Consider the following 26,419-nt stretch of genomic DNA (forward strand, 5'->3'; position numbering starts at 1 on the left):
GTCTTTTAATAGAATGAATAAAAAGGAGGGTGTGCAGATGGGGATTAGTAGTCGTTTTACAGTAGGTGTTCATATGCTGACATTACTTGCGATAGATCGAAACTCTCGCTGTACCTCTGAATGGATTGCCGGTAGTGTGAATACAAATCCAGTTGTGATTCGTCGCATTACAGGAATGTTGAAGAGAGCAGGACTTGTTGATGTACAAGCTGGTAAAGGTGGTACGACACTTGCTCGAGATTTAGAAGAAATTACATTACTTGATGTATATAAAGCAGTGGAAGTTGTAGAAGAAGGACAACTATTTTCCTTCCATGAAAATCCCAACATTGAATGTCCAGTAGGAGCTAATATTCAATCAGTATTAGAAATTATTTTAATGCAAGCGCAAGAAGCGATGGAAAACGTACTTGCAAATGTAACGGTAGATCAATTAGTTACAAATTTAAAGTCTAAAATGAAAGAATAAAAAAAGCGAGCTTCCTCATAATGAGGGCTCGCATTTTTTTATTTAGAAATATTGAAAATTCTATTTTTCAGTATTTAAAATGAATTTACCTACGATAGCTGCGAAGATACCACCAAGAATTGGTGCTACGATGAATACCCATAGTTGAGAAAGTGCTTCTCCACCAACAAATAAAGCTGGTGCGATACTACGAGCTGGGTTAACAGATGTTCCAGTTAACGGAATTCCTAATAAGTGAATTAAAACTAATGTGAAACCAATTACTAGTCCAGCTAAAGAAGAACTTCCTTTTTTACCTGTTACAGCAACGATAACTAAAATAAATACGAAAGTTAAAATGAACTCAACTAAAAATGCTCCAGATAAACCAAGAGTTCCGAAACCATTTTGTCCTAAATTATCTAAAGGTGTTTTAGCAGATTTTAAAATTGTTACTAACGTTGCAGTTCCTAATAAACCACCTAAAATTTGAGCTAATACATAATAACAAAGTTCCATAGCGTTCATTCGTTTGTTGATGAACATAGCTACTGATACTGCTGGGTTAATGTGACATCCAGAAATTGTTCCGATGCTATATGCCATAGCTACAATAGATAAGCCGAAAGCCATAGCGATTCCTAATGTTCCAATTCCTTCAATTCCGCCGCCAGTGACAGCTACTCCAGTTCCGAATAATACAAGTACAAATGTACCAATAAATTCAGCGATTGCTTTTTTTAACATAATTTACCTCCTATTAATGCGCATGAAACGTATTATAACATAAGTTTTAGTATAAACAGCCAATGAAATACTATTCTGATAAGGCGAAATAGGGGGACAATAAAAAAGAGTATGGTTCATCTCTATAGAACCATACCCTTTTTTTATGCCGATTTTTTCTGTTTAACGACTGGAACAGAACGGTTTAAAATACTATTTGCAACCATTCCTAACATGATAATAATCATTCCGATGAGAGAAAGTCCTCCAGGGAGTGAACCATTTAAGAAAATGATTTCTCCAAGTACGGTAAAGACCATCGTTCCAGCTTGTGTTGCTTCAACAGCTCCAAGTAGAGCGAGGTTATCTTTTGCTAAGTCAGTAGCAAAGAAAAATGTCATCGTTGCAATAACGCCGGAACATAATGCTAACAAAAATCCTTGAAGCATTTGGTTGGATGTTGGAATGCCAGTAGTAGAAAATCCGTATATACCAAGCAAGATTGTTATAGGAAGACTTCCAATTGCCATTCCTAATACACGTTGGAACGTATCAAGGCGTCCACCAACAAGCTCCATCATTTTTCGGTTACCGAACGGATATAAGAAAGCGGCTAATACGACAGGTAAAAAACCTGAAATGAACTGAGTCATTGTAATATGGCCTGCGGCAGTTGCTTGCATACAAATTACACCAAGTAAAATAAATAATGCAACATATAAGCTACGAAGTGGAATTTTTCCGCGTACAAGTTTCGTACCTGATTTTGTTTCTATTTTCACGAAAAATAGTGGTGATAGTAGTAAACCAGCTAAAATCGTAACTTGCCAAGTTCCAGCAACGAGCCAAGCTGGAGAAAAGACAGCTGCGAAACTTAATAAAGAATAAAAACCAATACCGGCAACAGAACCCCATCCGATCCATGCCAATGGATGTTTTTTTAACTCTTCCCATAATCCCCTAAAGTTTTTGCGAAATAAAACGATAAGGAATAAAATAGGAAGAGCAAATAAAAAACGGAAGGAAGCTGTCCAAGCCCAGCTCGTTCCAGATACATTCATTGCTCTATTAATAATAAAGGTTGCAGAAAAAAAGGCCGATGATAAAAGACCTAATAAAATTGCGCGCATGAAGTATAGCACTCCTTTCGAAAATAAATAATTATGTATAGTATGATATACTTTTAATTGTTAAAAGTAAACTATTTTATACTTTGAGGTGGTTTTATATATGAAAGAAAATGAAGATATGCAAACGAAAGAAGTCATTCAACAAGTTGGACAGTTATTGAGACAAATTCGAAATGAACAGAAATTAAGTTTAGAAGAATTAGCCCATAAAACAGGAGTTAGTAAATTAACATTAGGAAAGATCGAAAGAGGGGAAACAAATCCGACACTAGCTGTCATTTGGAAAATAACGAAAGGGTTATCAATTCCTTTATCCAGATTAATGGTTGTTGGAGAACCTGTAGCTGTTGCGCGCTGTGGAGAAGGATTTGCAGTAGATGAAGGACAAGCGTGGCATTTAGAAACGATGTTCCGTTATACGAAAGAAACAGGGATGGAAATGCACCGTGCTTGTTTACGATCAAATAGTATATATGAGCCAGAAGCTCATCATGAAGGTGCGATTGAGCTTGTAACGGTAATGAAAGGGAAAGTGTCTATTCAAGTGGAGAATGATGTATACGAATTAAATGAGTTTGATTCCATTCAATTTGAAGCGAATAAGAAGCATATTTATAAAAATGAAGAAGAAGAAGTGGTGGTATTACATTTAACGATGAAATATTCTTCATGAAAAAATCACCTATAGGATTCTATAGGTGATTTGCTCTTCTTAAGTATGTGAAATGATGCCATTAGTACGAACGTGGCATAAGTAATAAACAAATGAAATAAACTAAAAATCCTGTCCCAAAACATAAAACAGCAATAACCCAAATGATACGAATAAGAGTAGAGCTAATATCAAAATATTCTCCTAAACCACCACATATACCAAATAGCATTTTATCAGTTTCGGATTTACATAACTTTTTTGACATATTCCAATCAACTCCTTTTTATATCAAACTGCATACTTTTATTCTATATGGAAATTTATGAGAAGACTATGGGGTTGTATTACATTTTTTTGTGAGAAGTGATCGTATTAATTGTCTTAATTTTCAGTGGATATTAAACTTGTAGTTATGAGGTGATTTTTAATAAAGGGTGGGGAAATAGAGATGACAGTATATTGGTTGACTAACGTAATGCTTGAATCAGGATATACATATGAAGAAGAGAGAATTTCACAAACAGAAACAGAATTATGCAGTTTACTTATTGAAGATGGTCGAATTAAAAAAATTATAAAAGGGATTGTTCAAGAGGAAGATATAGTAACTTTTGATGCTAAGAACTTATTAATGTTGCCAGCTTTCAAAGAGATGCACATTCACATTGATAAAACATATTATAGTGGCCCATGGAAAGCTTGTATGCCAGCAGAAAGTATTTTTACACGTTTTAATGAAGAAGAAAAAATTTTACCAAAGCAATTAGCGACTGCTCAAAATAGAGCGGAAAATATGCTAGAGTTACTACTGCAAAATGGTGCAACGAATATTAGAACGCATTGTAATGTTGATCCAATTATTGGGCTTGGTAATTTGGAGGCGACGTTAGCGGCATTAGAAACATATAAAAATCGAGTATCTAGTAGAATTGTTGCGTTTCCGCAACATGGATTATTGCGCAGTAATTCTGTGCAACTCGTGAAAGATGCGATGCGTATGGGTGCTCATCTAGTCGGAGGAGTAGATCCAGCTACAGTGGATAATGACATTGAAAAGTCATTACATACAATTATGGATATCGCAGTAGAATTTAATGCGGATGTTGATATTCATTTGCACGATGCGAATAATCTTGGAACGTTTACGATGAAGAGATTGGCAAGTTTAACAGAAGAAGCAGGATGGCAAGGCCGTGTAACGATTAGTCATGCACTTGGACTTGGTGGTGTTACTGATAAAGAGGCTGAAGAAGTGGCAGAAAGACTCGCAAATGTAAATATTGATATTACTTCAACAGTGCCAATTGGTAAACAAGTAATCCCAATTCCGTTATTAGATAAAAAAGGTGTTACGGTTTCATTAGGCAATGATAGCATTACAGATCATTGGTCACCGTTTGGAACAGGTGATATGCTTCAAAAGGCGAATCGATTAGCAGAGCGTTTTGGGTGGAGTGACGAAAGGTCTTTAGGAAAAGCACTCCGCTTTATTACAGGAGGAAAAGAAACGTTAAATAAGGAAGGGAAGCGAGTATGGCCGAATGTAGGGGATGAAGCGAGCTTTGTTTTGACGAATGCGACATGCGCTGCTGAAGCAGTAGCGCGTCAAACAGAAAAACGTTTAGTCGTGTATAAAGGAAATATTGTTGTTGGAAGTTTAAAGAGGTGGAATTAAATAATCTTGTGTAGAAGAATCGTTTAAATATTTTGAGGAGGGTTCTAATGGTGAGTATAGAACTCTTCTTTTTTATTCTTACAATATATTTTTATAGGAAAGCTAGAAGGGATGAAAAAATTGGACAATCAACATAACCAAAATCATATTATGGGAACTTTACAATGGTTTATATTTTTATTAGCAAATTCAATCGCACTACCAATTGTCGTTGGCGGATTATTTCATCTTACGACGGAAGAAATATTTTATTTAATGCAGCGTACGTTTTTTGTAGTTGGTATATCTTCTTTTTTACAAGGATGGCTTGGGCATAGACTACCAATTGCGGATGGGCCGGCTGGATCTTGGGTTGGTGTATTTACCGTATTTGCTTATGCAACGGCCGGACAAGATCAATTACATAGTACACTGCAAATTTTAGAATTAGGAATGATAATCTCCGGTATTATTTTAATAGGATTAGGAGTAACTGGTTTTATAGGACGTATTTTATTTTTATTTACGCCGCTTGTGACAGGGACGTTTTTACTTTTATTATGTGTACAATTAAGTGGTGTATTTTTAAAAGGAATGTTAGGAATTACAGCTACTATTTCTCAAATCGACGGATTTACAGCAATGATCGCGTTTAGTATATTTCTGTTCGTTATTATACTATCTAATTTTGGAAAAGGCTTTGTCAAAAGTTATGCAGTTTTAATAGGATTAATTAGTGGGTGGATTATTTTTCTCATTGCAGGAAAAGTGACAATCCCATCTCAAGTAACTCATTTTGTGCAACTTCCACATATATTTGCTTGGGGACTTCCAAAATGGAATACAGGTATGGCTGTATCAAGTTTCGTTATGGTGTGTATTTTAGTTTCGAATACGGTGGCAGCTATTATAGCAATTAATCAAGCAACTATTCATAAAGCGACTATTGAACAAAAACAGTTGAAAGATGGAACATGGGTTGGGGGGATTTCGCATATCATCTCTTCTGTATTTTCAACTGTAGGTGTCGTTCCGTTACCAGCAACGGCAGGATTTATACGTTTAACAAAACAAAAATATATCCGATCGTTCTTAATGGCATGTGCGTTACTAGTCGTAATGTCTCTTTTTCCAAGTATTATTCGTTACTTAGCATCTTTACCATCAGCTGTCGCATCGGCTGTTTTAATGGCTTCGTTCGTACAGTTAATTGGAATTGGATTTAATAATATAAAACAAGTGCCGATGAGTGAAAGGAATGTAACGATTTTAGGCGTTGCAGTATTATTTGGCAGCGGCGTTATGTTTTTACCGTCTGGAGCACTCCAATCCTTGCCGTCTGTTATGCAATATATATTCGGTAATGGCTTATTTGTAGGTACGGTTGTAAGTATATTGCTAGAACAAATATGGCGCGTTGGAAAGTAAGTGGATAAAAAGAGTGTACGCACTGTATAAAAGTCTAAAATAACATAGGAAATAAAGCCCATTTTCATTCACCACCTGCACATTTCGTTCATACAATATCTTGACTAAATAAACACCCAACTTACACATACACAGCTCTGGCTTAAGCAAGGAGGGTTATACCAGTTGAAGGAAAAAGCGTATCAATCTAAACCTTTACTCACAAAGAGAGAGAGAGAAGTATTTGAATTGCTGGTTCAAGATAAAACAACGAAGGAAATTGCAGGTGAACTTTTTATAAGTGAAAAGACAGTTCGCAACCACATCTCAAACGCAATGCAAAAGCTAGGGGTTAAAGGACGTTCACAAGCAGTTGTGGAGCTTCTTCGTATGGGAGAGCTCGAATTATAAGAAAGCAGCCGACTTTTATATAAAAGTCGGCTATTTTTTTGTTTGCTTCACTTGCTATATGAATGATAAAAACGTTTCATACATAAGTAGGTAATAAGGAGGGGATATGTTGAAAAGGATATTGTTAGTTTCAACAAGTGCTCATGATATGAATGGACACCCGACTGGTTTGTGGCTTGAAGAGCTCGCAGCTCCTTATCATGTATTAAAAAAGGCTAAGTTTGATGTTGATATTGTGTCAATAAAAGGCGGGAGAGTACCTATAGATAGAGTGTCTATTCCGAATGGTATACCTCGCGAATTCAAGCATGTAGCTTCTTTATTGCAAAATACGAGGCCGATTTCAAATGTTCATTTTTCGGATTATGATGCGGTTTTATTTGGTGGTGGGCACGGGGCGATTGTAGATTTTCCAGGTAATCCATATGTAGCAAATTTGATTGAGAATATGTATAACAATAACCGGATTGTAGCGGCTGTTTGTCACGGAGTAAGCTCTTTAGTCGGTGTGAAAAATAAGGATGGCTCGTTTTTTGTTGCGAGTAAGCGTATAACAGGTTATACAAACGATGAAGAAAGAGCTGTACATTTAGAAAAGCGCGTTCCGTTTTTGCTAGAAAGTAAGTTGAAAGAAGAAGGAGCTTTGTTTTATGTAGCCCCCAATTTTACGCCGCATGTAGTAGTAGATGGTCATTTAATTACAGGACAAAATCCACAGTCTAGCGTGGAAATAGGTAAGGCTATAAAAAGGGCTGTAAATAAATTATAGAAAAAGTACCCGCTACTAACAAAGGTAGTGGGTATTTTTATCCCTCTATTTGCCGGGCAGTAGGACCCCCGATTGGTGAGAGCTAATAATCAGTGGGGATGAACGCCCCCCACTGATTAAAGTTTCACTGTATTCTAAAATTCCCGCCTCGAAATTGGTTTGTAACCGTCCAGTTGGTAATAATTGATTATAGTTTTTTATGTATAGTATATGAAAATGTAATAAACTAAAAAGGCATAGTGAGTATAATAACTCCATTTATAATCATTCGTGAATTTGCTATACTATTTTGTATGGACAAAAGGGGAGGCTCTTTTAAATGAGAAAAGTCGCATGTGCAAATACTTATATTAATAAAATAAAGCCCATTATTAGAAAGACAAGTTTTAGCCAATTGAAAATAGATGAAATTGCGAAATATATGGATATTAGTAAAGCTACTTTATATAAACGTTTTTCTTCGAAAGATGAAATTATTGAGGCGGTAGTAGAGGATTTCATGAACTATCTACTCGAAGGTGATGCGGATAATCAAGATGAAAGTATGTCATTTACAGAACGTTTCCAAAAGACGTTTATCCATTCTTTAAAATGTGTGACATATATTTCGGATGTTTTTTTGCAAGATTTGAAAGAAGCATATCCGCATTTGTCGGATCAATTAGTCGCTGCCCAACAAAATCGTAACCATAATTTGCAAATGTTTTTTGAAGCGGGTATGGAACAAGGTTATTTTAATAAAATGAATGCACAATTATTTATGGTACAAGATGATGTGATGTTAAGACGTATTATAGATCATTCTTTTTGTATTCAGTACGATATTACGTTAAAGAAAGCGATACTTGATTTTTATCAATTAAAGAAGTATCAACTTTTTAAACCAGAGTATATAGAAGCAATTGATGATTCTGAAATTGAAAAAGAAGTTATTGCTATTTTGCAAATGATTTCGTAAAAAAGCAGATCTCCCTTAATAGAGGAGAATCTGCTTTTTTAGTACATATTATTTTTGCAACTGTTTTAATACTAATTCGGCTACTAGACCACCTGAAGCTGGGTTTTGACCAGTGATAACACGATTATCTTCTAGAGCATAAGCTTCCCACGGTTGCGCGGCTTTTTCGTAAAGTCCTCCATTTTTAATGAGTTCATCTTCTGTTAAAAATGGAACGAATTGATCTAATTCAGCTGATTTTTCTTCTTCATTTGAAAAGCCTGTTACCTTCTTACCGCTAATTAAACGATCCCCATTGCTTAATGTAATATGAAATAAACCAGCAGCTCCATGACAAACCGAAGAAACAATTCCGCCGTTTTCATAAATATTGCGGCTAATATTTTGAAGTTCTTTATTTTCTGGGAAGTCCCAAATAACCCCGTGGCCACCTGCGTAATAAATAACAGCGTAGTCTTCTGGATTCACTTCACTTGGTTTCATTGTAGAACCGAGGCGATTCATAAACTCTTTCTTTTGATACCATTCCCAATCGATACTCTCCGCCATTGCTAAACTATGTGGATCAATTGGTGTATAACCGCCTTGTGGACTGACGTAATCAACTTCGTAACCCGCTTCTTCTACTTTTTTTACGAAATGTACAGCTTCACCAAGCCAAAGTCCGGTAGCCCTATTTAAATTTGGGTATTTTTCTACGCTTGTTAATACAACTAACATTTTTCTCTTCATCATAATCCTCCTATAATGTCTCTTCTATATAAAAGTTCTGTATGCGTTTCATTTTATTAAGTTAAAAAATGTAAATTTGAATAATCATGCCAGTCCTCCTTATATCGGCTTCGAAATTAGTGTATAATAACTTTTGAACAAAGTAAACTAAAAAGACTGAATTAGTTTACTTTGTATATTTTTCGTTGACAAACTGTAATGCTGAAACTATGATAGTTCCATGAATATCGAACAACATACGTGTTTCGTTTCGAATTCAATTTATCGCGCGATAAATTAGCACCATTTATACATTTAATGAAGTTGTTTAGTGGTGATACAACATTTAAATAAGTTCATTTTTTTATCTATAGTTTGATAGTTTTAAAATTGCAATCAGGAGAGTGTTACACATGGGGAAAGATATAAGAAACCATTCGAAATGGTTTGTTTTTACATTATGTTTTATTGTTTTGTTAGGACCGATGAACGCTGTGTTATTTAATGTAGCGCTAGAGGATATTGCCAATGATTTATCAATTAGTCAATCGAAAGTAAGCTGGGTTGTAGTAGGGTATTCCTTAGTTGTCGGTATTGGTTCGATAATATATGGAAAGCTGGCTGATCGTTACAGTGTAAAAAGACTATTAATTATTTCTATTATCATATTTGTAGCTGGTTCTATTGTTGGATTTGTGAATCAATCTTATGAAATTATCATTTTCGCAAGGTTAGTGCAGGCGAGCGGGGGAGCAGCGTTTATTGCGCTTAGTATGATTGCGGTGGCGAAATTAGTTGCTCCAGCTAAAAAACCAGGTGCGTTAGCAATGATTAGTTCTTCTATTGCATTAGCGGTTGGTATTGGACCTTTAGTAGGTGGGGCAATTACAAATACGTTAGGGTGGCCGTATTTATTTTTATTTATGGTTATTTCAATGATTGGTATTTTCTTACTCGTAAAATTTATGCCAGAAGAGGCGCGACATACAGATGAAGTGTTTCGCTTTGATTTCATTGGAGCAGTTTTATTATTTGTATTGATTACGACCATTTTATTAGGAGTTAATATTAATAGTTGGCTTTTTGTGTTATCTGTTGTTTTTCTATTTTTATTTAAGGCTCATATGAAGAGAACAGAGTCGCCGTTTATTGATATTGAGTTATTTACAAATAAACCATTACTTCGTTTAATAGCGGTCGGATTTATCATTAATGTGGCGTTATGTGCTAGTTTATTATTATTACCATTACTGTTAGGAAGAGGACATGGATTGTCTCCATTCGTTATTGGAATTGTATTGTTTATTGCATCTCTCTTTGGAATTGTATCTAGTTTTATTACCGGAAAGATTATTCCTTCGTTTGGGAATGTGAAGATGATGTATGTAGCTTCTGTAGTTATGATCATTGGCTTTTTAATTTTAGGGATTATTCCGGACGGGAACTTACTCTTTATTTTATTTGCGGTTATTTTAACATTTATGAGTTATTCGGCAATTCAAGTATCATTAAACACATTTATCCCGAAAACATTAAATCCAGCTAAAGTTGGAGTCGGTCTTGGTTTATATAATTTAATTAACTTTTTCGGTATGGCATTTGGACCAGCTGTAGCGAGCAAAATTATGGAATCTACAAATAGTTATCGATTGAATTTTATTTTGATCGTCATTTTAATTGCTGCTCATTTCTTCTTATTGATGGGAATGTCTTCTTTTCAAAAAAAGATGGAGCAATGAATATGCACTTTATATAGAAGAAACCGACTTTCTTATAGAAGGTCGGTTATTTTTCTATCTTGCAAATTACGAAAAAAAGGAGCAAAATAAAAAAGGTCCTAGTCTATACATGGGAAAATGAAAATTTTCATACAGAAGCATTTGAAGTGAGCGAACTTAAAGTGTGTAAAATATAATGATAAACATAAAAGATGATGAATGAGAAAACGGGTGATGAAGTTGAATAGAGCAATCGGTGTTATCGATTCAGGAGTTGGCGGTTTAACAGTAGCGAAGGAATTAATTCGTCAGTTGCCGAAAGAGCGTATCATATATTTAGGAGATACAGCACGTTGTCCTTATGGTCCACGTTCTCGAGAAGAAGTACGTCAATTTACGTGGGAAATGACAGAGCATTTACTAGACTTAAATATTAAAATGTTAGTTATTGCGTGTAATACAGCAACTGCAGTTGTATTAGAAGAGATGCAAAAACAATTACCAATTCCAGTAGTAGGAGTTATTCACCCAGGATCACGTACAGCTTTAAAAGTGACAAACACGTATCACGTTGGGATTATTGGAACGATTGGAACGGTGAAAAGTGGTGCATACGAAGAGGCGTTAAAGTCTATTAATAACCGTGTTATGGTAGAAAGTTTAGCTTGTCCACCTTTCGTTGAACTTGTAGAGAGTGGGAATTTCGAAAGTGAAATGGCGTATGAAGTTGTAAGAGAAACGCTGCAACCACTGAAAAGTACCGATATTGATACACTTATATTAGGGTGTACACATTATCCGATTTTAGGACCTGTTATTAAAAAAGTAATGGGAGATAAAGTGCAACTAATTAGTTCTGGTGATGAAACAGCACGTGAAGTAAGTACAATCTTATATCATAGTAAAATGTTGAATGAAGGAGAAGAACAAAGCGATCATCTCTTCTTAACAACAGGAAAAATAGGCTTGTTTAAAGAAATTGCATCAAAATGGTTCGGTCAACCGATTGAAAATGTGAAGCATATTCATTTAGAAAAAGAATAATAGTAGAATTTATATAAGTGAGCTCCTGAGAAATCAGGAGTTTTTGTTTTATCTTGCTATTTGCTGGGGAGTAAGACCCCTACTGATTAAAGTTTCAATCTATAAGAGGCGCAGCTTGTTCTAAAACGTGAAACAGCTCGTATACATAATAGTACAAACTTAGATTTTAGGGGGGGAATGGCATGCCTAAATCCACTTTTAAATGGGTTGTTGGTGCTACTGTGAGCGCTGTTTTACTAACAGGGTGTGGCTTTATAAATCAAGAGAAAGCAACTGAACAAATTGATCCGCCAAAACAAGTTACGTATACAGAGGGTGGGAAGAAAGAAGTAGCTAAAAAAGATAAGCAAGGGCAAATGGTAAACAGAGAACTATACCTTGTTGATAAAAATGGTTATGTTGTACCACAAACGTTAGCTATACCTACTCCGAAAGCAAATGAGACTGTGAAGCAAACGTTAGAATACCTTGTGAAAGATGGACCGGTAACGAATTTATTACCGAATGGGTTTCGTGCAGTCATTCCGGCGAATACAACGATGACTTTAGATTTGAAAAAGGACGGAACGGCAGTTATTGATTTCTCTAAAGAAATGAAAAACTATGCGAAAGAAGAAGAGCGTCAAATCGTTGAATCTATAGCTTGGACGTTGACGCAATTTACAGAGATAAAACAAGTGCAGTTCCAAATAAATGGTGAGAAATTGGCAAAGATGCCGGTTGGTGGTACACCGCTTGGTGAAGGAGTGAGCCGTGCAAATGGTATTAACTTCGATGATGAACAAGTAGCAGATGTAACAAATACAAAACCAGTCACACTGTATTTTATGGCGCAAAATAATAATAAACAGCAATACTACGTACCAGTCACACGCCGCGTTGCGGAAGGTAAAGAAAATGACTATGCAGCAATTATAGATGAACTTGTAAAAGGTCCAATCCATCAATCGCTCCTGAATGATTTTAATCCAGGCGTTAAGCTTATTACGAATCCGAAATTACAAGACGGAAATCTTACATTAAACTTTAATGAAAATATATTTGTAAACCCAGATAAAAATATGATCTCAAATTACGTATTGAAGTCGTTAGTTTTATCTTTAACTGAAAAGAAAGGTGTGAAAAATATTTCTATTGAAGTGAATGGAAAAGCAAATCTTATAGATGAAAAGGGCGGAAAGTTAATAAAACCTGTAGATCGTCCAGAAAACGTGAATACAGGTAGTTTTTAATCTTGAATAATTTGATATACTTAAGTAAGAAAGGAGAATTGCTTTTTGGGTTCTCCTTCTTTTATTGTATACATATCATACATTTAAATTTGGCTATACTAACGAGTAGTAATTAAGAGGAGGTTATTTTTATGCGAGTAGATGGTAGAGAGAAAACAGAATTACGCCATATACATATTCATACGAATTATTTAAAACATCCAGAGGGATCTGTATTAATTGAAGTTGGGGATACAAAGGTGATTTGCTCAGCAACAATTGAAGAGCGTGTACCACCGTTTATGCGTGGAGAAGGAAAAGGATGGGTAACAGCTGAATACGCGATGATTCCGCGTGCAACAGAACAACGTACGATTAGGGAGTCAAGCAAAGGGAAAGTAACAGGGCGTACAATGGAAATCCAGCGCTTAATTGGACGAGCATTACGTGCTGTAGTTGATTTAGAAGCGCTTGGCGAGAGAACAGTTTGGATTGACTGTGATGTCATCCAAGCAGATGGTGGAACGAGAACAGCTTCTATTACAGGTGCATACGTAGCGATGGTATTAGCGTTTGAGAAGTTATTACAAGCAGAAAAAGTATCTAAAATTCCAGTAAAAGATTATTTAGCAGCAACGTCAGTAGGGATTGTTGAAGAGCAAGGTGTTGTTTTAGATTTAAACTATGCAGAAGATTCTAAAGCAGACGTTGATATGAATGTAATTATGACTGGAAAAGGTCAGTTTGTTGAAGTGCAAGGAACTGGAGAAGAAGCGACGTTTAGTAGAGCGCAGTTAAATGAATTACTTGATGCAGCAGAACAAGGCATTTTCCAACTGATTGATATGCAAAAAGAAGCGTTAGGTGACATCGTATCTCATATAGAGTAGAGGTGGAAAGTATGAAACAAGTTGTTGTAGCGACAAAAAATATGGGGAAAGTACGTGAATTTGCTGAGTTATTTGAGCGATTTGATTTAGAAGTGAAATCATTACACGATTTTCCTCATATTGAAGAAGTCGAAGAAACTGGTGAAACATTTGAAGAAAATGCGATCTTAAAAGCGGATAGTTTGAGTAGACAGTTGAATGCAATTGTAATTGCGGATGATTCAGGTCTTATTGTAGATGCGTTAAACGGGAAACCAGGCGTGTATTCAGCTCGTTTTGCTGGAGAGCCAAAAGATGATCAAGCGAATATTGATAAAGTTTTACAAGAATTAAATGAAATACCGTTTGATAAGCGTAAAGCTCGCTTCTACTGTGCATTAGCAGTAGCTTTCCCTGAAGGTGATAAAAAGCCTGTCATTGTAAACGGGACATGTGAAGGATTTATTTTAGAACAACGCCGCGGAGAAAATGGCTTTGGATACGATCCGATCTTTTATGTGGAAGAATACAAAAAAGCAATGGCGGAATTAAGTTCAGGTGAAAAAAATGCTATTAGTCACCGCGGACGTGCTCTTCGTAAGCTAGAAGAAAAAATCCCTGAATGGTTTTTAGGAGAATAAGGGAGAGAGATTGATGAAAGCTTTAATCGTAAGCGATAGTCATAGCTCTGTGAAGGAATTACAGCAGTTAAAAGAGAAGTATGAAGGGAAAGTAGATATCATGATTCATTGCGGTGATTCAGAGCTAACGCCTGCTCATGAAGAGCTGCAAGGTTTCCATGTTGTAAAAGGAAATTGTGATTATGCTAACTTTCAAGATGAAATTGTAACTGATGTAGATGGAATTCGCTTCTTAGTTGTACATGGGCATCGACATAATGTAAAAATGACATTACAAACGCTAGCGTACCATGCTGAAGAAGTGGGAGCGCAAGTTGCATGCTTCGGACATTCTCACGTATTAGGTGCGGAATTAATCGAGGGCGTTTTATTTATTAATCCAGGCAGTATTTTATTACCACGTCAGCGTGTAGAAAAGACATTTGCTTTATTAGAAATGGATGAAAATCAAATGGAAGTTCGTTTTGAAACGTTAGACGGACAACTAGTTGAACAGGCAGTTTTTAAAAGAGGATAAGAAAATTTATCCTCTTTTAAAAAAGGTGTTGACTTTATGTGTGGTTATACATATAATAAATATTGTCGATAGGGCAACGGCGCTAACGAAGAAAAGAAAATAACATATGCGGGTGTAGTTTAGTGGTAAAACAAGAGCCTTCCAAGCTCTGGTCGAGAGTTCGATTCTCTTCACCCGCTCCATGTCCCAGTAGCTCAGCCGGATAGAGCATACGCCTTCTAAGCGTACGGTCGGGAGTTCGAATCTCTCCTGGGACGCTAAAAAAACCTTGTTATCAAAAGATAACAAGGTTTTTTGTTTGTCTAAAATTTGATGTTTGGGTTATAAGTGTAGTTCATGCTTAATATTTGCGACCTTTCCTTTGATATTAAGCAGTTGCATATGTACTTTTTTTCTTAAATAAAAAGAGCGCCATTTATGCGCCCTATTCATCTTATTTAATTTAAAGAATTAATAGGTTTATGATGGAACTCAAATCCATATCCAGATTCTCTTAATTGTTTACTTGCAATATTATAAAATTCTTTACCATTCTAGTACGGTTGAGCAGCAGTTATCGGAACTTATCCCCGGCAGTGTGTTACAATTAATAGAAGCGGAAAATGAGAATCTCCAATTGACTGGACCTGTGATTGGTTAGATGGTTTAAGAAGGTCGTATAAAAAAGGGAGATGGCGCAAAGATGGCGAGATCAAATGAGAATGATTTAACGGAGAAATTGGCAGAAGGCCACCGAAAATATGGTGATGGCAATTTTACAGTACAGAACATCGGTGATGAAACTAACCCGAATTGGACTGTCGTAAAAAATGTGAGGAAGGGATCGGCAGGCATTCGCGAAGGAGAAGATATATTAAGGCTGCGATCAAAATATATAAAATAGTACGGAAATGGGCGGAGCGGGAGTTCGAATTTCTCCTGGTACGCTACAAAAACCTTGTTATCTTTTGATAACAAGGTTTTCTGTTTAGTTATTAATAAACTTCTCAAATACAAAACCATAATCTTTCACATTATATTGTTTCTTCGTATCAACAAGCCAGTTAAAGGCAATCTCGTTCATTTCTTTAAATTGCTCTGCTAAATTTACTTGTGCGTTTGAAATGCGGCTAAAGGCATTAGATGCCATATCTAAACTTTTATGTGCATATTGTAATGTAATATCGTTGTCGTATGAAATTTCTTCGATTTTAAGTAAAGCCTTATATAAATCTTTTAATTCTTCAATATGTTTTTTATGAACATCAATTGAGTAATGTTCATCGCCCATTTGAAACTTAATTTCTACATCTAAATCAATCGTTCCTGCAGTTTCGAGTGCTACGTTTTTAATTTGATATTTACTATAACGAAAGCGGCGTAGTGTACGTTTTTTACTTGTTGCGCTTGTACCGTCTAAGTGAATTAACCCTTTGTTTGTGAAGCAATATTCATCTGATTTCGATTTAATTAGAAAGTAAATTTTCTCTCCATCTTCATGCATTACATAATCATCGGCATCGACCTTATCATAGTCTTTAGGTGTAATAACAGAACCTACATCGCTTAGTCCTAATACATCTGCGGCCATTTTTTTAAACATATATAATCCCCCTTGTAAATTAAATTCTTAATTGTATAAAAATATATTAACATGATTTTCATCCTTTGTTTTCTTGTAATACGAAAATATCTGAAGGTAAGTTAAGAAAAGTAATGAATAATTATTTTGATCCTAAATTATTTAGTAAATCTATTAGTTTAAGATTGGATTCTCCGAAAAATAACCAAGAGAAAAAAGTTAATTTTGCAAGTGATTATAGAGAAATTCCGTGAAAGCACCTCAAGCTATGTGAGGTGTTTTTCTATCCTCTTTTGAAATCTTACAATTCTGTAAGGTAACTGTAAGGTAGTTCGATGGTAACAAATTGCTAATCTTTTATAATGAAGATAACAACGATAAAACGAGGAGGCAGAAATGATGAAAGGATTAGTTGTAACGGGCTTAACGGTTGCTTTTGGATTTGTAGCATATGAGAAATTAACGTATGTAGTTGATGTTGTGAAACATTTGATTGCTTAGAGAAAACAGCCATGAGAGGGAAAGGGAATGAGTGAATGAATGGAATGGTTATTTGGAATTATAGGTACTTGTAGTGTAGTGTTATTGTTCTTTGTCCCAAGTGGTATACTTAGTTCGACAACAAGTTTGTTCTTCTTAAGTTTGTTTGCTTGTACGATGCTTATTATTATGTTTTTAATGAAGCGAAGTAAACCAATCTTCTATTTTAGCATGATTGTTATGGCAATTATTGTTCTCCAAATTATTACCCTTGTAATATACCCCACAATTATAAAAGCTTTCCATTAATGATGAATCCTCTGCGCTTGTTGCTGGGGATTTTTATTTGTACAATTTTAATTTTTAGTAGAGATTTATTCGTATTGGAATGTAAAAATTAAATATTTTTATATTTCAAACAAATAGTTTTGGGATGTTGTGTTCTCATTACGCATTTGATATATTTACTTTGAACATAATTAAAATCAAGAAAAAGAGGCGGACGTATGGATAAAAAAGAAAATACGGTCGTATTGTTTCCACAACTATCAGAGCGCTATATTGATGAAGGTTTTTTAGCGCTGAAAGAGCGGAAGTTCGAAGATGCATTGCGCTGCTTTGAAATATTACGTCAGTATAATGCGGAAACGGAACAAACGGAATTAGCTTCAGTTATTTGTTTACTCGAATTAAAACGTATGGAAGAAGCGAAAGACAAATGTGAACAGTTGCTTAAAACAGGAGTTGTCTTATTTGGTGATATTCTTGAAACGTACGTGACTATTTTAGTTCAAACAAATGATTATGAAGGTGTTATTGAAACTGTTGAAAAGGTTTTACAAACGAAAGATATAATGCCTGATCAAAAGGAAAAATTAGCGCAACTTGCTTTATTTGCAGAAGGTATGCTCAATGAGGGAGACGCATCGCTAGTCGATTCAAATTTTGAGTTGGATGAGTTTACTAATGAAATTTTTGGAGAAAACTTTGGACAGAAGCTAAGAGCGATTCAGCGACTTTCGTTAAAAGACTTAGATCTTGCATTACCTGTTTTAAAGAAATTTTTAATAGAAGAAGAGCAACACCCCTATTTGAAAACTTCTATTTTGTATAAAATGATAGAAAGTCAGGTAGAAGAGGAAATAGAGGTAGAAAAGTTTGGGAATACGATTAAGGTAATTCCAGCATTTACAGGTCATAATGAGGAGCAATCCAATAACATTATACATAAATTATCAAGTCGATTAGAGCAAAATTATCCCGATATATTTGAAGCAATGGTTACATATTGGAAAGAATTGCAAATTAGCGTTTTCCCATTTGCTCTATTAATGGATAAAGAAGAGATTTGGTCAGCTGTTTTAGAGAGAATTGGAAGAAAGCGTTTCGGATTGGCTATTGATGAAGAAGAGCTTATGGCAGCATACAATATCGAATTGGAAGAGTTTCATATTGCCTATCAATGGTTATTACGTGTTGAAAGAGAAGGATATTTGCCCGTATAATTATGAAAAAGAATCGTTCAGTTCTTGAAACGAGCATATTCTATGTTATAATGTAAGGGTTGCAAAAGGCAGAAAACTGCCTGTTTGTAAGAGAAGAGAAGTGTAATTCTCTTACTTAATATGTTTCATATTATTCTCGAACAAAATATACCGTAGTTGTCTTCTGGGCAATTAGTAGATTGGAACATTATATCTGAAAGCTTTTGCTAGAGGATTATTTGTGTATTTGTTATTTCAAAAAAGAGATAATGAAGATCTTAATCTATAGAGGTATGTGCATACATTATTATAGTTGGAGGGAAAGAATAAATGTCTACAAAATGGGAAAAATTAGAAGGTAACGTTGGCGTTTTAACAATCGAAGTTGATGCTAAAGAAGTAAACAACTCTATCGACGCTGCGTTCAAAAAAGTAGTAAAAACAATTAACGTACCAGGTTTCCGTAAAGGAAAAATGCCTCGTCCATTATTCGAACAACGCTTTGGTATTGAATCTTTATACCAAGATGCTTTAGATATCATTTTACCAAAAGCATACGGTGAAGCGATTGAAGAAGCTGGTATCTTCCCAGTTGATCATCCTGAAATCGACATCGAGAAGTTCGAAAAAAATGCTAACCTTATCTTCACTGCAAAAGTTACAGTGAAACCTGAAGTTAAATTAGGTGAGTACAAAGGTTTAGCAGTAGAAAAAGTTGAAACAACTGTAACTGACGAAGATGTAGAGAACGAATTAAAATCTTTACAAGAACGTCAAGCTGAACTAGTTGTTAAAGAAGAAGGAACTGTTGAAAACGGTGATACAGCTGTAATCGACTTCGAAGGTTTCGTTGATGGCGAAGCATTTGAAGGCGGAAAAGGCGAAAACTACTCTCTAGCAATCGGTTCTGGTACATTCATCCCAGGTTTCGAAGAGCAAGTAATCGGTCTTAAATCTGGTGAGTCTAAAGACGTTGAAGTATCATTCCCAGAAGAGTACCATGCTGCTGAATTAGCTGGCAAACCAGCAACATTCAAAGTAACAATTCACGAAATCAAAACAAAAGAACTTCCTGAGTTAAACGACGAGTTCGCCAAAGAAGCAGACGAAGCGGTTGCAACTCTTGATGAATTAAAAGCAAAACTTCGCACAAACTTAGAAGAAGGCAAAAAGCACGAAGCTGAGCACAAAGTACGTGACGAAGTAGTAGAATTAGCTGCTGCTAACGCTGAAATCGAAATTCCAGAAGCTATGATCAACACTGAGTTAGATCGTATGGTTCGTGAATTCGAGCAACGTTTAAGCCAACAAGGTATGAACCTTGAGCTTTACTACCAATTCACAGGTACTGATGCTGACAAATTAAAAGAGCAAATGAAAGAAGATGCACAAAAACGTGTAAGAATCAATCTTGTTCTTGAAGCTATCATTGAAGCTGAAAACATCGAAGTTACTGAAGAAGAAGTAACTGCAGAAGTTGAAAAAATGGCTGAAATGTACGGTATGCCAGTAGACGCTATCAAGCAAGCTCTTGGAAGCGTAGACGCTTTAGCTGAAGATCTTAAAGTTCGTAAAGCTGTAGACTTCTTAGTAGAAAACGCTGCATAATAAAATAACAAGGCACGATTAAAATCGTGCCTTGTTTTATAAATATAGAAATATATTTATAAAACTTTTCGATGGAGAAGGAAAAGTTCCTTTACAAGTCGAATATACATATTTCAAAAGTTTTAAAAATTTTTTATTTGTACATAACTAGTCATATTATTTGTATTTCTCGCCACGTAGTGACATAATATGTATTTACATACGATACATTTATCGTGTACATACGAAGGCAAGAGGTTAGCACTTTGTAAGGGGTGTGAAAATATGTTTAAATTTAATGATGAAAAAGGGCAATTAAAATGTTCTTTCTGTGGTAAAACACAAACGCAAGTTCGAAAGTTAGTGGCAGGTCCAGGTGTTTACATTTGTGATGAGTGTATCGAACTTTGTACTGAAATTGTACAAGAGGAGCTTGCGAAGGACGAAGAAGTAGAATTCAAAGATGTACCGAAACCGGTAGAAATTCGTGAAATCTTAGATGAGTATGTCATCGGGCAAGATAGCGCGAAAAAAGCACTAGCGGTAGCGGTATATAACCATTACAAACGCATTAATTCTAACAGCAAAATTGATGATGTAGAATTAGCGAAGAGTAATATCGCACTTATCGGGCCAACAGGTAGTGGTAAAACATTACTTGCACAAACGTTAGCGCGTATTTTAAATGTTCCATTTGCAATCGCGGACGCAACATCTTTAACAGAAGCTGGATATGTTGGGGAAGATGTAGAAAATATCTTACTAAAATTAATTCAAGCAGCTGATTATGATGTAGAGAAAGCGGAAAAAGGAATTATTTATATTGATGAGATTGATAAAGTGGCACGTAAGTCCGAAAATCCATCAATTACACGTGATGTATCTGGTGAAGGTGTGCAGCAGGCACTTCTGAAAATTTTAGAAGGTACTGTAGCAAGCGTTCCACCTCAAGGTGGTCGTAAGCATCCGCACCAAGAGTTTATTCAAATTGATACAACGAACATCTTATTCATTTGTGGTGGAGCGTTTGATGGCATTGAGCCGATTATTAAACGTCGCCTTGGTGAAAAAGTAATTGGATTTGGTTCTGAGAAGAAAAATGCTGATGTGAATGAGAAGCATGTTTTATCTCACGTATTACCAGAGGATCTTTTAAGATTTGGTTTAATTCCAGAGTTTATCGGTCGTCTTCCAGTTATTGCGAACCTAGAGCCACTTGATGAAGATGCTCTTGTTGATATTTTAACGAAACCGAAAAATGCACTTGTTAAGCAATTCCAAAAATTATTGGAGCTTGACGATGTTGAGTTAGAGTTTGAAGAAGGTGCACTAATCGAAATTGCGAAAAAAGCAATTGAACGTAAAACGGGTGCTCGTGGACTTCGTTCTATTATTGAAGGCTTAATGCTTGATGTAATGTTCGAACTTCCATCTCGTAAAGATATCGAGAAGTGTATTCTTACAAAAGAAACAGTAGCTGATAATGAGCCGCCAAAATTGGTGTTACAAGACGGTACTGTACTTGATACAAAAACATCTGCATAATGCGAAAGGGAAACAGCAATTTTTATAATTGCTGTTTTTCTTTATGTTTAGCTACGTTCCTCCGCGGAAATACTAAGAGATAAAATATTGCGGGAGGAAATAAATAATGAGCTGGACAAATATATTTTTAGTTGTTCAACTTGTTTTTGGTGTAATTGTCGGATTGTATTTCTGGCATTTACTTCGAAATCAACGAACACAAAAAGTTTCAATTGATCGAGAATCGAAAAAAGAATTAGAACAGCTTCGTAAAATGCGTGAGATTTCTTTAACAGAGCCGCTAGCAGAAAAGGTGCGTCCTACAACCTTTTTAGATATTGTAGGGCAAGAGGACGGAATTAAGTCGTTAAAAGCGGCTCTTTGTGGTCCGAATCCGCAACATGTAATCATATATGGCCCGCCAGGTGTTGGGAAAACAGCGGCAGCACGTCTTGTATTAGAAGAAGCGAAACGAAATCCTAAATCTCCATTTCGTACGAATGCAACATTTATTGAACTTGATGCGACAACAGCTCGGTTTGATGAACGTGGTATCGCAGACCCTTTAATAGGTTCGGTGCATGATCCGATTTATCAAGGTGCTGGGGCGATGGGGCAAGCAGGTATTCCGCAACCGAAAAAAGGTGCTGTAACAGATGCACATGGTGGTATTTTGTTTATTGATGAGATTGGCGAGCTCCATCCGATTCAAATGAACAAAATGTTAAAGGTGTTAGAAGATCGAAAAGTATTTTTAGAAAGTGCGTACTATAGTGAAGAAAATACGATGATCCCAACATATATACATGATATTTTCCAAAAAGGCTTACCGGCAGATTTTCGCTTAGTTGGAGCAACGACACGTTCGCCAGAGGAAATTCCTCCTGCTATTCGGTCACGTTGCTTAGAAGTATTTTTCCGTGAATTAGATACGGAAGAAATTCAAAAAGTAGCGAAAAATGCCGCGGAAAAAGTGGAAATGCAAATAGGTGAAAATGGTATTGAAATGATCGGGATGTATGCAAGGAATGGACGAGAAGCGATTAATCTCGTGCAAATCTCTGCTGGTATGGCGATAAATGAAGAACGTTCTTTCATTAAGGATGAAGATATAGAGTGGGTTGTTCACTCAAGTCAGCTTACACCGAAATATGAAAAGCGCATTTATCCGATTCCAAGGATTGGTCTTGTAAATGGTCTTGCTGTATACGGACCAAATACAGGTGCGTTATTAGAAATTGAAGTAACAGCAATCAAGGCGAAAGATAAAGGATCGGTAAATGTTACCGGAATTGTGGAAGAAGAAAGTATTGGTAGTCAAACGAAATCGATTCGTCGTAAAAGTATGGCGAAAGGCTCTGTTGATAATGTATTAACAGTACTTCGTTCTTTAGATGTGTTGTCAGAAGGATATGATATACATATTAATTTTCCAGGTGGTATCCCGATTGATGGCCCTTCTGCAGGAATCGCTATGGCAACAGGTGTATATTCTGCGGTGCACCGCACGTATGTAAATAATGAAGTAGCGATGACAGGGGAAATAAGTATACACGGAGAAGTAAAACCTATTGGTGGCGTGTACGCAAAAATAAAAGCTGCGAAAAAAGCGGGAGCTAAGAAAGTCATTATTCCTGCTGAAAATATGCAACCATTTTTGTATACGATCAAGGGAATTGAAATTATTCCTGTCCGTAAGTTAAAAGAAGTATTTGAGTTAACGTTTATGCAAGAAAATATGCATAGAGAGCTAGATGTACATACTAAGGTAGACGAAACTGATGCACAATCTATGTGAAAATAAACAATAATAAAATTTGCCAGACTTCGTTTAAGTTTGTATGCTTAATCGGAGTCTTTTTTCTTTTCGTGAGGTAGAAAAACAAGCTATTTACAATTGCGCGGAATCTCAGCAATTGCATCTAGGTGTATTGTAATATAAAATAGTTGAACAGGAGTTTAATTTATTATGGAGGTGCTATGTCTAGTATGAATACGAACGAAAGAATCGTGCCCCTCCTACCATTAAGAGGCGTTCTCGTATATCCAACGATGGTTTTGCATCTTGATGTAGGACGTGATAAATCGATACAAGCACTAGAGCAGGCGGCAATGGATGAAAATATCATCTTTTTAGCAATGCAAAAAGAAATGAATATCGATGATCCGAAAGAAGATGACATATATAGTGTAGGTACGGTGGCGAAAGTGAAGCAAATGTTAAAATTGCCGAACGGTACGCTTCGTGTCCTTGTGGAAGGTTTACATAGAGCAGAAGTAATAGAGTTTATCGAAGAAGAAAATGTAGTACAAGTGTCGATTAAAACGGTAACTGAAGAAGTAGAAGATGATTTAGAAGAGAAAGCTCTTATGCGTACGTTACTGGAGCATTTCGAACAATATATTAAAGTTTCGAAAAAAGTTTCAAATGAAACATTTGCAACGGTAGCTGATGTGGAAGAACCAGGGAGATTAGCTGATCTAATTGCTTCTCACTTGCCGATTAAAACGAAGCAGAAACAAGAGATTCTAGAGATTGTATCTGTAAAAGAACGATTACAAACACTTATTTCAATTATTCAAGATGAACAAGAGTTACTTAGCCTAGAAAAGAAAATTGGGCAAAAAGTGAAACGTTCCATGGAGCGCACGCAAAAAGAATATTTCTTACGTGAGCAAATGAAGGCGATTCAAACTGAACTTGGCGACAAAGAAGGCAAGGGCGGAGAAGTAGAAGAACTTCGTGAGAAAATTGAACAGTCAGGAATGCCGGAAGAAACAATGAAGGCTGCGCTGAAAGAATTAGATCGTTATGAAAAGTTACCAGCAAGTTCTGCGGAGAGTGGTGTTATTCGCAATTATATTGATTGGTTATTAGCGCTTCCGTGGACAGAGGCAACAGAAGATATAATTGATCTTGCTCATTCGGAAGAGATTTTAAATAACGATCATTACGGTCTTGAAAAAGTGAAAGAGCGTGTACTTGAATATTTAGCTGTACAGAAGTTAACGAATTCATTAAAAGGACCTATCCTTTGTTTAGTAGGCCCTCCTGGGGTCGGCAAAACTTCGTTAGCGCGTTCAATTGCAACATCATTGAATCGTAACTTCGTCCGTGTATCTCTTGGTGGTGTGCGTGATGAATCTGAAATTCGTGGTCACCGCCGTACATATGTTGGAGCAATGCCAGGACGCATTATTCAAGGTATGAAAAAGGCGAAAACAGTTAATCCAGTCTTCTTATTAGATGAGATTGATAAAATGTCTAACGATTTCCGTGGAGATCCATCAGCGGCATTACTTGAAGTATTAGATCCAGAACAAAACCATAACTTCAGTGATCATTACATTGAAGAACCATATGATCTATCAAAAGTTATGTTTGTAGCAACTGCTAATACACTTTCAAGTATTCCAGGTCCATTACTTGACCGTATGGAAATCATTTCGATTGCTGGCTATACAGAACTTGAAAAAGTACACATTGCTCGTGAGCATTTATTGCCGAAACAATTAAAAGAACATGGCTTACGAAAAGGTAATTTACAAGTGCGTGATGAAGCGCTGCTTGAGATTATTCGTTATTATACACGTGAGGCTGGTGTTCGTACACTAGAGCGCCAAATTGCAAAAGTTTGCCGTAAAGTAGCGAAGATTATCGTTACAGCAGAACGTAAACGTATCGTTGTGACAGAGAAAAAGATTGTTGATTTACTTGGTAAACACATATTCCGTTATGGGCAAGCTGAAAAAACAGACCAAGTTGGTATGGCAACAGGTCTAGCTTACACAGCAGCAGGCGGCGATACACTTGCCATTGAAGTTTCTGTAGCGCCAGGAAAAGGGAAACTAATTTTAACAGGGAAACTTGGGGATGTTATGAAAGAATCAGCACAAGCTGCGTTTAGTTATATACGTTCTCGTGCAGAAGAGCTTCAGATCGATCCGAATTTCCATGAGAAAAATGATATTCATATTCACGTTCCAGAAGGAGCAGTTCCAAAAGACGGACCGTCAGCAGGTATTACGATGGCAACGGCACTTATTTCTGCGCTAACAGGTATTCCTGTAAGTAAAGAAGTCGGTATGACAGGTGAAATTACACTTCGTGGTCGTGTATTACCAATTGGTGGTTTAAAAGAAAAAACATTAAGTGCTCACCGCGCAGGCTTAACAAAAATTATTTTGCCAGCAGAAAACGAGAAAGATTTAGATGATATTCCAGAGAGCGTAAAAGAAAACCTTACGTTTGTGCTTGCATCTCATTTAGATGAAGTATTGGAGCACGCATTAGTAGGAGTGAAACAATGAAAGTAACAAAAGCAGATATTGTAATTAGTGCTGTTAAACCAGAACAATATCCAGACAGTGATTTACCAGAAATTGCATTAGCAGGTCGTTCAAATGTGGGGAAGTCTTCCTTTATTAATAAAATTTTAAATCGTAAAAAGTTAGTACGTATTTCTTCTAAACCAGGAAAAACGCAAACGCTGAACTTTTTCTTAATCAATGAGATGATGCACTTTGTTGACGTTCCAGGTTATGGATATGCGAAAGTATCTAAATCGGAGCGCGCTGCATGGGGGAAAATGATTGAAACGTACTTTACAACGCGTGAACAATTAGACGCAGCTGTATTAGTAGTTGATTTACGTCACCAACCAACAAGTGATGACGTGATGATGTATGATTTCTTAAAGCATTATGAAATCCCAACAATTATTATTGCGACGAAAGCCGATAAAATTCCGAAAGGGAAATGGCAAAAGCATTTAAAAGTTGTAAAAGAAACGCTTGCTGTTGAAATTGGCGATGAAATTGTTCTATTCTCTTCTGAAACAGGACTTGGAAAAGAAGAAGCGTGGAAAGCAATTCATAAATTTACAAAAACAAAAAACGCGTGACGAATGTCGC

25 protein-coding genes, 2 tRNA genes and 2 pseudogenes are annotated in these 26,419 nt (G+C 36.1%); 23 read left to right on the forward strand and 6 right to left on the reverse strand.

Annotation, left to right across the window (positions count from 1 at the left end; translation table 11 throughout):
- Positions 1-37 precede the first annotated feature (37 nt).
- Positions 38-469 (forward strand): Rrf2 family transcriptional regulator, encoded by a 432-nt coding sequence (locus MR107_RS06295; protein ID WP_000512998.1) that lies wholly within the window; start codon positions 38-40, stop codon positions 467-469.
- A 60-nt stretch (positions 470-529) separates the two neighbouring features.
- Here MR107_RS06295 and MR107_RS06300 read toward each other — a convergent pair whose 3' ends face one another.
- Positions 530-1,195 carry an aquaporin gene (locus MR107_RS06300; protein WP_000913213.1) on the reverse strand — a complete coding sequence of 222 codons (666 nt, stop codon included), beginning with the start codon at positions 1,193-1,195 and terminating at the stop codon, positions 530-532.
- Between the two features lie 143 nt (positions 1,196-1,338).
- Entirely contained in the window at positions 1,339-2,304 is a 966-nt protein-coding gene (locus MR107_RS06305) for a DMT family transporter (RefSeq protein WP_001201630.1), read from the reverse strand.
- Positions 2,305-2,404: 100 nt separating this feature from the next.
- On the opposite strand from MR107_RS06305, the gene MR107_RS06310 reads away from it, so the two are divergent.
- Entirely contained in the window at positions 2,405-2,977 is a 573-nt protein-coding gene (locus MR107_RS06310) for a helix-turn-helix domain-containing protein (protein WP_242292186.1), read from the forward strand.
- Between the two features lie 61 nt (positions 2,978-3,038).
- On the opposite strand, the gene MR107_RS06315 is transcribed toward MR107_RS06310, so the two are convergent.
- Positions 3,039-3,224 (reverse strand): PspC domain-containing protein, encoded by a 186-nt coding sequence (locus MR107_RS06315; RefSeq protein WP_000038411.1) that lies wholly within the window; start codon positions 3,222-3,224, stop codon positions 3,039-3,041.
- Positions 3,225-3,407: 183 nt separating this feature from the next.
- Here MR107_RS06315 and MR107_RS06320 point away from each other — a divergent pair.
- The 5 genes and pseudogenes from MR107_RS06320 (at position 3,408) to MR107_RS06340 (ending at position 8,158) form a co-directional block, all read left to right on the forward strand.
- A pseudogene (locus MR107_RS06320) lies at positions 3,408-4,648 on the forward strand (amidohydrolase family protein).
- A 97-nt stretch (positions 4,649-4,745) separates the two neighbouring features.
- The gene (locus tag MR107_RS06325) at positions 4,746-6,041 is read left to right on the forward strand and encodes a purine/pyrimidine permease (protein WP_242292188.1); all 1,296 of its coding nucleotides are present in this window, start codon (positions 4,746-4,748) and stop codon (positions 6,039-6,041) included.
- Between the two features lie 165 nt (positions 6,042-6,206).
- Positions 6,207-6,431: a spore germination transcription factor GerE gene (gerE, locus tag MR107_RS06330; RefSeq protein WP_000659484.1), complete on the forward strand. Its 225-nt coding sequence runs from the start codon at positions 6,207-6,209 to the stop codon at positions 6,429-6,431.
- 106 nt (positions 6,432-6,537) lie between these two features.
- Positions 6,538-7,200: a type 1 glutamine amidotransferase domain-containing protein gene (locus tag MR107_RS06335; protein WP_242292189.1), complete on the forward strand. Its 663-nt coding sequence runs from the start codon at positions 6,538-6,540 to the stop codon at positions 7,198-7,200.
- A 319-nt stretch (positions 7,201-7,519) separates the two neighbouring features.
- Entirely contained in the window at positions 7,520-8,158 is a 639-nt protein-coding gene (locus MR107_RS06340) for a TetR/AcrR family transcriptional regulator (protein WP_001233006.1), read from the forward strand.
- 48 nt (positions 8,159-8,206) lie between these two features.
- On the opposite strand, the gene MR107_RS06345 is transcribed toward MR107_RS06340, so the two are convergent.
- Positions 8,207-8,890 (reverse strand): type 1 glutamine amidotransferase domain-containing protein, encoded by a 684-nt coding sequence (locus tag MR107_RS06345; protein ID WP_242292190.1) that lies wholly within the window; start codon positions 8,888-8,890, stop codon positions 8,207-8,209.
- A gap of 392 nt (positions 8,891-9,282) precedes the next feature.
- Between MR107_RS06345 and MR107_RS06350 the strand changes: the two genes are divergently transcribed.
- From MR107_RS06350 to MR107_RS06385, 8 genes are all read left to right on the forward strand, one after another.
- Positions 9,283-10,608, forward strand: a complete 1,326-nt coding sequence (locus tag MR107_RS06350; protein ID WP_000513857.1) for an MFS transporter — start codon at positions 9,283-9,285, stop codon at positions 10,606-10,608.
- A 213-nt stretch (positions 10,609-10,821) separates the two neighbouring features.
- On the forward strand, positions 10,822-11,631 hold the full coding sequence (gene racE / locus MR107_RS06355) for a glutamate racemase (protein WP_000774005.1): 810 nt from the start codon (positions 10,822-10,824) through the stop codon (positions 11,629-11,631).
- Between the two features lie 182 nt (positions 11,632-11,813).
- Positions 11,814-12,863: a spore germination protein GerM gene (gene gerM, locus MR107_RS06360; RefSeq protein WP_001126746.1), complete on the forward strand. Its 1,050-nt coding sequence runs from the start codon at positions 11,814-11,816 to the stop codon at positions 12,861-12,863.
- Between the two features lie 131 nt (positions 12,864-12,994).
- Positions 12,995-13,732, forward strand: coding sequence for a ribonuclease PH (gene rph, locus MR107_RS06365; RefSeq protein WP_001261765.1), 738 nt, complete (start codon positions 12,995-12,997; stop codon positions 13,730-13,732).
- A gap of 11 nt (positions 13,733-13,743) precedes the next feature.
- A complete protein-coding gene (locus MR107_RS06370) occupies positions 13,744-14,352 on the forward strand; it encodes an XTP/dITP diphosphatase (RefSeq protein WP_140158268.1) in 609 nt (202 codons plus the stop codon).
- 13 nt (positions 14,353-14,365) lie between these two features.
- Positions 14,366-14,869, forward strand: coding sequence for a metallophosphoesterase (locus MR107_RS06375; protein ID WP_000645488.1), 504 nt, complete (start codon positions 14,366-14,368; stop codon positions 14,867-14,869).
- A 108-nt stretch (positions 14,870-14,977) separates the two neighbouring features.
- Positions 14,978-15,051, forward strand: a tRNA-Gly gene (locus MR107_RS06380).
- A 1-nt stretch (position 15,052) separates the two neighbouring features.
- Positions 15,053-15,126 (forward strand) — tRNA-Arg (locus MR107_RS06385).
- Positions 15,127-15,306: 180 nt separating this feature from the next.
- Here the strand turns inward: MR107_RS06385 and MR107_RS31930 are convergent.
- Positions 15,307-15,399, reverse strand: a pseudogene (locus tag MR107_RS31930) (DUF6572 domain-containing protein); the annotation flags it as partial.
- Between the two features lie 152 nt (positions 15,400-15,551).
- Between MR107_RS31930 and MR107_RS06390 the strand changes: the two are divergent.
- Positions 15,552-15,752, forward strand: coding sequence for a hypothetical protein (locus MR107_RS06390; RefSeq protein ID WP_000124460.1), 201 nt, complete (start codon positions 15,552-15,554; stop codon positions 15,750-15,752).
- A gap of 84 nt (positions 15,753-15,836) precedes the next feature.
- Here the strand turns inward: MR107_RS06390 and MR107_RS06395 are convergent, their stop codons facing one another.
- The gene (locus MR107_RS06395; protein WP_000473863.1) at positions 15,837-16,451 is read right to left on the reverse strand and encodes a PH domain-containing protein; all 615 of its coding nucleotides are present in this window, start codon (positions 16,449-16,451) and stop codon (positions 15,837-15,839) included.
- Positions 16,452-16,970: 519 nt separating this feature from the next.
- Between MR107_RS06395 and MR107_RS06400 the strand changes: the two genes are divergently transcribed.
- The 7 genes from MR107_RS06400 to ysxC all read left to right on the forward strand — a co-directional run bounded on the left by MR107_RS06400 (position 16,971) and on the right by ysxC (position 26,409).
- Entirely contained in the window at positions 16,971-17,219 is a 249-nt protein-coding gene (locus MR107_RS06400; protein ID WP_001983650.1) for a hypothetical protein, read from the forward strand.
- Positions 17,220-17,416: 197 nt separating this feature from the next.
- Complete coding sequence (locus tag MR107_RS06405; RefSeq protein WP_000358277.1) at positions 17,417-18,415, forward strand: hypothetical protein; 999 nt, start codon at positions 17,417-17,419, stop codon at positions 18,413-18,415.
- 309 nt (positions 18,416-18,724) lie between these two features.
- Positions 18,725-20,002, forward strand: coding sequence for a trigger factor (gene tig / locus MR107_RS06410; protein ID WP_000105215.1), 1,278 nt, complete (start codon positions 18,725-18,727; stop codon positions 20,000-20,002).
- Between the two features lie 264 nt (positions 20,003-20,266).
- Positions 20,267-21,526: an ATP-dependent protease ATP-binding subunit ClpX gene (gene clpX, locus MR107_RS06415; protein ID WP_000472289.1), complete on the forward strand. Its 1,260-nt coding sequence runs from the start codon at positions 20,267-20,269 to the stop codon at positions 21,524-21,526.
- A 106-nt stretch (positions 21,527-21,632) separates the two neighbouring features.
- Positions 21,633-23,303: an ATP-dependent protease LonB gene (lonB, locus tag MR107_RS06420; RefSeq protein ID WP_242292191.1), complete on the forward strand. Its 1,671-nt coding sequence runs from the start codon at positions 21,633-21,635 to the stop codon at positions 23,301-23,303.
- Positions 23,304-23,485: 182 nt separating this feature from the next.
- The gene (lon, locus tag MR107_RS06425; RefSeq protein ID WP_000097289.1) at positions 23,486-25,816 is read left to right on the forward strand and encodes an endopeptidase La; all 2,331 of its coding nucleotides are present in this window, start codon (positions 23,486-23,488) and stop codon (positions 25,814-25,816) included.
- A complete protein-coding gene (ysxC, locus tag MR107_RS06430; RefSeq protein ID WP_000869116.1) occupies positions 25,813-26,409 on the forward strand; it encodes a ribosome biogenesis GTP-binding protein YsxC in 597 nt (198 codons plus the stop codon). Before lon ends, ysxC begins: the two co-directional genes overlap by 4 nt.
- Positions 26,410-26,419: the final 10 nt, after the last annotated feature.

Source organism: Bacillus cereus group sp. BfR-BA-01441 (assembly GCF_022663075.1).
Classification (GTDB): domain Bacteria; phylum Bacillota; class Bacilli; order Bacillales; family Bacillaceae_G; genus Bacillus_A; species Bacillus_A cereus.

Bases quoted from the DNA above. Each gene is read 5' to 3' on its own strand.
- MR107_RS06295 (WP_000512998.1), top strand. From the start codon at position 38: ATGGGGATTAGTAGTCGTTTTACAGTAGGTGTTCATATGCTGACATTA.
- MR107_RS06300 (WP_000913213.1), bottom strand. From the start codon at position 1,195: ATGTTAAAAAAAGCAATCGCTGAATTTATTGGTACATTTGTACTTGTA.
- MR107_RS06305 (WP_001201630.1), bottom strand. From the start codon at position 2,304: ATGCGCGCAATTTTATTAGGTCTTTTATCATCGGCCTTTTTTTCTGCA.
- MR107_RS06310 (WP_242292186.1), top strand. From the start codon at position 2,405: ATGAAAGAAAATGAAGATATGCAAACGAAAGAAGTCATTCAACAAGTT.
- MR107_RS06315 (WP_000038411.1), bottom strand. From the start codon at position 3,224: ATGTCAAAAAAGTTATGTAAATCCGAAACTGATAAAATGCTATTTGGT.
- MR107_RS06325 (WP_242292188.1), top strand. From the start codon at position 4,746: ATGAAAAAATTGGACAATCAACATAACCAAAATCATATTATGGGAACT.
- MR107_RS06335 (WP_242292189.1), top strand. From the start codon at position 6,538: ATGTTGAAAAGGATATTGTTAGTTTCAACAAGTGCTCATGATATGAAT.
- MR107_RS06340 (WP_001233006.1), top strand. From the start codon at position 7,520: ATGAGAAAAGTCGCATGTGCAAATACTTATATTAATAAAATAAAGCCC.
- MR107_RS06345 (WP_242292190.1), bottom strand. From the start codon at position 8,890: ATGAAGAGAAAAATGTTAGTTGTATTAACAAGCGTAGAAAAATACCCA.
- MR107_RS06350 (WP_000513857.1), top strand. From the start codon at position 9,283: ATGGGGAAAGATATAAGAAACCATTCGAAATGGTTTGTTTTTACATTA.
- racE (WP_000774005.1), top strand. From the start codon at position 10,822: ATGAAGTTGAATAGAGCAATCGGTGTTATCGATTCAGGAGTTGGCGGT.
- gerM (WP_001126746.1), top strand. From the start codon at position 11,814: ATGCCTAAATCCACTTTTAAATGGGTTGTTGGTGCTACTGTGAGCGCT.
- rph (WP_001261765.1), top strand. From the start codon at position 12,995: ATGCGAGTAGATGGTAGAGAGAAAACAGAATTACGCCATATACATATT.
- MR107_RS06370 (WP_140158268.1), top strand. From the start codon at position 13,744: ATGAAACAAGTTGTTGTAGCGACAAAAAATATGGGGAAAGTACGTGAA.
- MR107_RS06375 (WP_000645488.1), top strand. From the start codon at position 14,366: ATGAAAGCTTTAATCGTAAGCGATAGTCATAGCTCTGTGAAGGAATTA.
- MR107_RS06390 (WP_000124460.1), top strand. From the start codon at position 15,552: ATGGCGAGATCAAATGAGAATGATTTAACGGAGAAATTGGCAGAAGGC.
- MR107_RS06395 (WP_000473863.1), bottom strand. From the start codon at position 16,451: ATGTTTAAAAAAATGGCCGCAGATGTATTAGGACTAAGCGATGTAGGT.
- MR107_RS06400 (WP_001983650.1), top strand. From the start codon at position 16,971: ATGGAATGGTTATTTGGAATTATAGGTACTTGTAGTGTAGTGTTATTG.
- MR107_RS06405 (WP_000358277.1), top strand. From the start codon at position 17,417: ATGGATAAAAAAGAAAATACGGTCGTATTGTTTCCACAACTATCAGAG.
- tig (WP_000105215.1), top strand. From the start codon at position 18,725: ATGTCTACAAAATGGGAAAAATTAGAAGGTAACGTTGGCGTTTTAACA.
- clpX (WP_000472289.1), top strand. From the start codon at position 20,267: ATGTTTAAATTTAATGATGAAAAAGGGCAATTAAAATGTTCTTTCTGT.
- lonB (WP_242292191.1), top strand. From the start codon at position 21,633: ATGAGCTGGACAAATATATTTTTAGTTGTTCAACTTGTTTTTGGTGTA.
- lon (WP_000097289.1), top strand. From the start codon at position 23,486: ATGTCTAGTATGAATACGAACGAAAGAATCGTGCCCCTCCTACCATTA.
- ysxC (WP_000869116.1), top strand. From the start codon at position 25,813: ATGAAAGTAACAAAAGCAGATATTGTAATTAGTGCTGTTAAACCAGAA.